General features: G+C 68.1%; 3 protein-coding genes and 1 pseudogene. 1 reads left to right on the forward strand and 3 read right to left on the reverse strand.

Translation table 11 applies throughout. The annotated features are described in order from the left end of the window. A partial coding sequence (locus tag ABKW28_RS22410) for an ATP-binding protein (protein ID WP_348613440.1) occupies positions 1–537 on the reverse strand: 537 nt, incomplete at its 3' end. Beyond that, a complete protein-coding gene (istA, locus tag ABKW28_RS22415; RefSeq protein ID WP_348613442.1) occupies positions 534–2,084 on the reverse strand; it encodes an IS21 family transposase in 1,551 nt (516 codons plus the stop codon). The genes istA and ABKW28_RS22410, both read right to left, overlap by 4 nt. Before the next feature lie 970 nt (positions 2,085–3,054). Here istA and ltrA point away from each other — a divergent pair. Next, a complete protein-coding gene (ltrA, locus tag ABKW28_RS22420) occupies positions 3,055–4,515 on the forward strand; it encodes a group II intron reverse transcriptase/maturase (protein WP_348613449.1) in 1,461 nt (486 codons plus the stop codon). A 30-nt stretch (positions 4,516–4,545) separates the two neighbouring features. On the opposite strand, the pseudogene ABKW28_RS22425 reads toward ltrA, so the two are convergent. After that, positions 4,546–5,547: pseudogene (locus ABKW28_RS22425) on the reverse strand (IS3 family transposase); the annotation flags it as partial. Positions 5,548–5,619 lie beyond the last annotated feature (72 nt).

A 5,619-nucleotide genomic window follows, 5' to 3' on the forward strand; every position in this document is an offset into this window, starting at 1 on the left:
TAGCCCGATGTCGTCGACGATGACGAGGTCGGCTCGCAGGATGCGGGCGATGGCCTTGGACACGGTGTCGTCGGCACGGTGGCGGCGCAGTAGCACCCCGAGGTCTTCCAGGGTGAACCAGGCGACCTTCAGCCCGGCCTCGACGGCCTGCTGGCCCAGCGCCTCGAGCAGGAACGACTTCCCGGTCCCCGATGGGCCGCACAGCACGAGGTTCTCGCGGCGGTGCACCCATTCCAGGGTTCGTAGCGCCTGCTGGGTCGGTGCTGGGATCGAGGAGATCTCGGGCTGCCAGGCATCGAAGGTCTTCCCGGTCGGGAATCCCGCGGCGGCGCGGCGGGTGGCCAGGGCGGAGCGTTCCCGGCCGGCGACCTCCTCGACGAGCAGCGCCTTCAACACCTCGACCGGTTCCCAGCGTTGCGCTTTTGCGGTCGCGACGACCTCGGGGGCGTGGCGGCGGATGTGCGGTAGCCGCAGCTTGCGCAGCAGGTCCTCGAGTTCGGTGGGCAGCGGCGGCGCGGCTGCTGTCGTGGTCGTCATCGACTCACCCCATCCACGCCGTGGCCGTCGTGGGCATCGTGGGCGTCGTGCTGGCCGAGTCGGGCCCACGCGCTGGTGCCCTGGGTGAGCGAGGAGGTCTCGCTGGCCCGGTGCTCGCCGGTCTTCGGGGCTCGGGCGTGGTGGTCGAGGATCGAGGACAGGTCGGCCTCGGCGAACCGGCCGTGCACGGCGGCATGTCCCAGCGCCCAGTCGACCTCGACGGGGTCGAACAGCTTGGCCAGGCTGAGTGCTTCGGCCATCTTGACCCGCATCTTGGTGGTGCCCGCGGCGGCGGCCTCGACCAGCCACAACCTCGCGCCCTCGCCTAGGTCGAGGAACTCTGATTCGGCGGTGTTCTTCGCGCGGGGTCGTCGATCCAGGGGCCCGGAAGGCTGAGCCGGGAAGTGCTCATCGATCAGCTGCGGGCTGCCGGGAGTGGCCCGTCGGTGGCGCGCGACCTCGAGGGGGCCAGCCTCGCCGACGTGGACGATCACGACCTGCTCGCCGTCACCGACGCCCTGGGCGCGCACCCACACCGTGGCCCCGAGCAGGGTGTGCGGGACCGAGTACTGCCCGGACTCGAACGTCACCATCGGCGTGTTGCCCGGCACCATGCGGGTGGTGCCGAACGCGACCGTGTGCGGTGTCGCCGTCACCGGGTGCGGCCGGGCCCGCTCCTCGGCGAGCATCTCGACCGGTGCCCGACGAGTGACCCGATGCGCCCGGGTGTTGACCTTGGCGCAGAACGCCTCGCACGCCGCCTCGAGCTCAGCGAAGCTGGTGTAGGCCTCGCGCAGGTTGGTGTCCTTCGGCACGATGTCGGCCTTGCTGATCTTCACCGACGACTCCGTGCCGCCCTTGGACGCCGGATCGGCCGGCGCGCAGGTGTGGACCACCACCGAGTAGTGCTCGGCGAACGCGACCAGCTGCGGGTTGCGGACCGCGATCCCAGCGATGTGTTCGACGGTGACGGTCTTCTCGTTGTCGGTCAGCACGTAGGTCGGCACCCCACCGAGTCGTCGGAAGGTGACATCGAGCGCGGCGAACACGCTGGGCATCGTCTTGTCCCGCAGCGGGAGCACGACCCGGAACCTCGACCAGGCCAGCCAGGCCACGAACAGCACCGTCTTCACACCATCGACGACCGGGCCGTCGCCGTAGTCGTACTGCAGCCACATCCCCGGCTCGGTGACCCACGGCCGGTGCACCCGCACCCGACCGGCGCGGTAGTCGGTCTTGACCTTCGCCACCGCCCGGCGGGTGGTGCGCTCCGAACCGGTGTAGCCCAACGCCACGAGCTTCTCGTGGGCCACGTCAGCGCGGACCTTGCCCAGGGACCGCTCGACCCACTCCTCAACCTTGTCCAGGTAGGCATCGATCAACTGCGGGCGCGCAGCGGCCTTGTCCAGCACGCCGGCCGCAGCGCGGCGCTCGACGTAGTGCTTCACGGTGTGGTGCGAGCAGCCGGCCAGCTCGCCGGCATCGCGCAACGACCCGGTCAGGTCGTAGGCATCCAAGATTTTCATGATCTCCTCGGCAGACTTCACGGTGTCCCTTCCTCGGGGGCAATGGGGCGATTCAGCACCGCTCATCGCACCCGAGGAAGGGGCCTTAACCGCGCAAGGCGGTCAGGCAGACGACGTCGTGTCGGGCAGATCCCATGACCGCCAGCGGGCAGTTCTCATGTCCGCCAGCGGGCAGCCTCGTGGCCGTCTCCGGGCAGTTTCTCGCGGCCGCCGACACAACGGCTGGTGGAGCGCCTTCGGCAAACCCGAGAAGGGCAAGGCTGGCAAACCCGGCCCGCCGGTCCACGACGACCTGTGCGCGGTCGCCGACAAGCACGGCGTGACCCGCCACGCCTTCACCGCTGAGGAACGAACCAGCTGTGGGTCGGCGACATCGAGCGCCACGAGGCGCTGTTGAACCGAGTGGGGGTGAGAGACCACCACCGTCGTGCTGTCGCAGCGGCGCGGTGAAGCTGAGGGCAGCCCGAACCTCCGGGAGGGGGGCGAGGGTGGAAGCAGCCCTGACAACGACGGGACGCGTCAGCACTGCCAGATGGCGCGGGTCCGGCTAGCAAGATGGGAAGGCGTACGTGAGGAACCAGCGGCTGAACGCCCCTCAAGAGAGCCTCCGGCTCGAACCTGGTGGATCAGGGCCGGTTAGCAGCGCGCACCCGCATCAGGCGCCTTCTGGCGTCCTGGTGCGGGGAACTCCTTGGCTGGGTGATGTCGCCAGTCGGGAGGCCGTGGTGAATGTCTGCGGCGTAGCCGCGGCGATGCTGCAGGGGCATAGCTGGGCGCCGACCCCGTCGAACGGTTCGACAGTGAACGTGGGAACCACCGCGACGATCCCCTCACCGGTCAGCAGCCTGCTGTTCGGCGGGAAGGTCCGTCGCCGACCGATGTCGTCGCGGTGGGGCGGAGGGCCCGTAGTAGTCCGAGGCCGGGAAAGCCGGTCACATGGCGAAGGGGCCCAGCGTGTTCGCGGCATCAACGCGTTCGTGGGAGTGCGCTGGTGAATACCGGCGAACCGTCGCGCGTCGTCTTCCCCGAGCGGGAGGAGGCCGAGTGGCGGGTACTACGGATGCAGAAGAAGCTGCACCGATGGGCGACGGAGAATCCCGACCGTCGTTTCGATGACCTCGCCAACCTGGTCTACGACCCGGCCTTCTTGGTCGTGGCGTGGCACCGGGTTCGGGGGAACAAGGGAGCACGAACAGCAGGCGTCGACGGGGTCACCCCGCGCGGTGTCGGCTGGGCGGCGATGGATCTGCTGGCCGGAGTCCGCGAGGACTTGAAGGCAGGTGGGTTCGTGCCGTTGCCGGTGCGGCAGAAGACGATCCCCAAGGCGTCGGGCAAGGTCCGGTCGCTGGGGATCCCGACTGCTCGTGACCGGGTCGTGCAGGCTGCGTTGAAACTGGTGCTCGAGCCAATCTTCGAGGCGGACTTCAAGCCGTGTTCCTACGGCTTCCGTCCTCGTCGCCGCGCCCAGGACGCGATCGCCGAGATTCACTACCTCGCATCACCCACCCGCAACTACGAGTGGGTCTTCGAGGCCGACATCAAGGCGTGCTTCGACGAGATCGACCACACCGCGCTCATGGAGCGGGTGCGGCGACGTGTTGGAGACAAGCGGGTCCTGGGCTGGGTCAAGGCGTTCTTACGGGCTGGTGTCCTCACCGAGGACGGTCTGAACCGCGAGACGATCACCGGCACACCTCAAGGCGGAATCCTCTCACCGCTGCTGGCCAACATCGCCCTGTCCGTGCTGGACGAGCACTTCACCGCCAAGTGGGAAGCGCTCGGGCCAGAGTGGACGCGCGCGAAGCATCGACGCGCAGGGGGTGCGGTCATGAAACTCGTCCGCTACGCCGACGACTTCGTGGTCCTCATCCACGGGCAACGCGCCGACGCCGAAGCGCTATGGGACGAGGTCACAGCAGTGCTCGCGCCGATAGGCCTGCGCCTGTCAGTTGAGAAGACGAGGATCTGCCATATCGACGAGGGGTTCGACTTCCTCGGCTGGCGCATCCAGCGTCGCGACTGGCGGAGCCGGACCGGCAAGAAGGCGATCTACACCTACCCGTCGAAGAAGTCGCTGACTTCAATCATCGACAAGGTGCGGACGCTGACACGCCGTGCAAGACATCGAACACTCGCAGACCTGCTGCGCCGGTTAAACCCAACGCTGCGAGGCTGGTGCACATACTTCCGCCACGGAGTGTCCTCGCGGACCTTCGGCTACCTCGATCACTTCGCTTTCTGGCGGGTGGTCGGGTGGCTCCGCAAACGACACCTCGGGCTGAACATGCACACCCTGGTCCGGCGCTACCTGCCCGGATGGCACATCCGTGCCGGAGGGATCGACATGTTCCGAGCCAACGCGTTCCCCATCGAGCGCTACCGCTACCGGGGCACCAAGACCCCGACACCATGGTCGAGTACAACAACGCCTCCTCCCCGCCCAGCGGCATGACCATGAAGCGCCCCAGGTTCTCGGCCGTTCCTATACGGGGTGCGGTTCTCGGTTGAGAGCAGCGTAGTGGGCTTGCTCGTACTCGACGGGCGGGATGTTGCCGAGGGTCGAGTGGAGCCTGCGGTTGTTGTACCAATCGACCCAGCCGGCGGTGGCGTACTCGACGTCGGCGATGGTCTTGTAGGGCCCGTCATGGAAGACGGTGGTGCGGATGCACTCGGCCTTGTAGAGCCCGTTGATCGACTCCATCAGGGCGTTGTCGTAGGCATCGCCGACCGAGCCGATCGAGGGCCGGATCTCCTCGAGTGCCAGGTGCTCGGTCAGCCGCACCGACGTGTACTGCGACCCCGCGTCCGAGTGATGGATCAGCTCGCCGGGCTCGGTGGGATGTCCTTCGCGATCGCGCTGCCACAGCGCCATGCGCAGCGGGATCATCACCAGGTCGGTCTGCTTGGTCGTCGCGGCGTGCCAAGCCACGATCCGCTGGGCGTAGACGTCGACGATGAAGGCCACGTAGGTGAACCCCGCCCACGTCCTGACATACGTGAAGTCCGTGACCCAGGTGCGGTTGGGTGCCGCGGCGCTGAAGTCGCGATCGAGCAGATCCCCGGCCCGGGTGCCGTCCTTGGCCGGGATCGTGGTCCGCACGCCCTTGTCGCGACGCACCCCGGACAGGCCCAGGGTGCGCATCGCGCGGTCCACGCTGCCCGCCGAGGCGTCGGGGGCCGTGGTGCGGCGCAGGTAGGCGGTCATCTTCCGACGCCCGTAGAGACCCTCAGGAGACAGCCTGCGCACCACCACGCCCTCGGTGTCGATTTTGGTGGTCCAGGCGATGTCGCGCACCGCGTCGACGACGTGGGCATCGGTGACGGTCCGGGCCGCGACGAGACGTCCGGCCTGTTTCCATGCTCGGTAGGTCCGCGCGGCGATCTGGCAGCCCTGCTCACGCAGGACCCGGCAGATCGACTCGACCGCGTGGCCCTCGGCTCTCATGGTGTCGATGAATCCCATGATCAACGGTTGCGGGGGTCGGTGAAAGTCGGCCCGGGGCGCGGTGTCTGCCTTACGGCAGGTCCGTTTCCCCGGGCCGCTTCCCGAACCCGG

Source organism: Nocardioides sp. 31GB23 (assembly GCF_040012395.1).
Lineage (GTDB): Bacteria > Actinomycetota > Actinomycetes > Propionibacteriales > Nocardioidaceae > Nocardioides > Nocardioides salarius.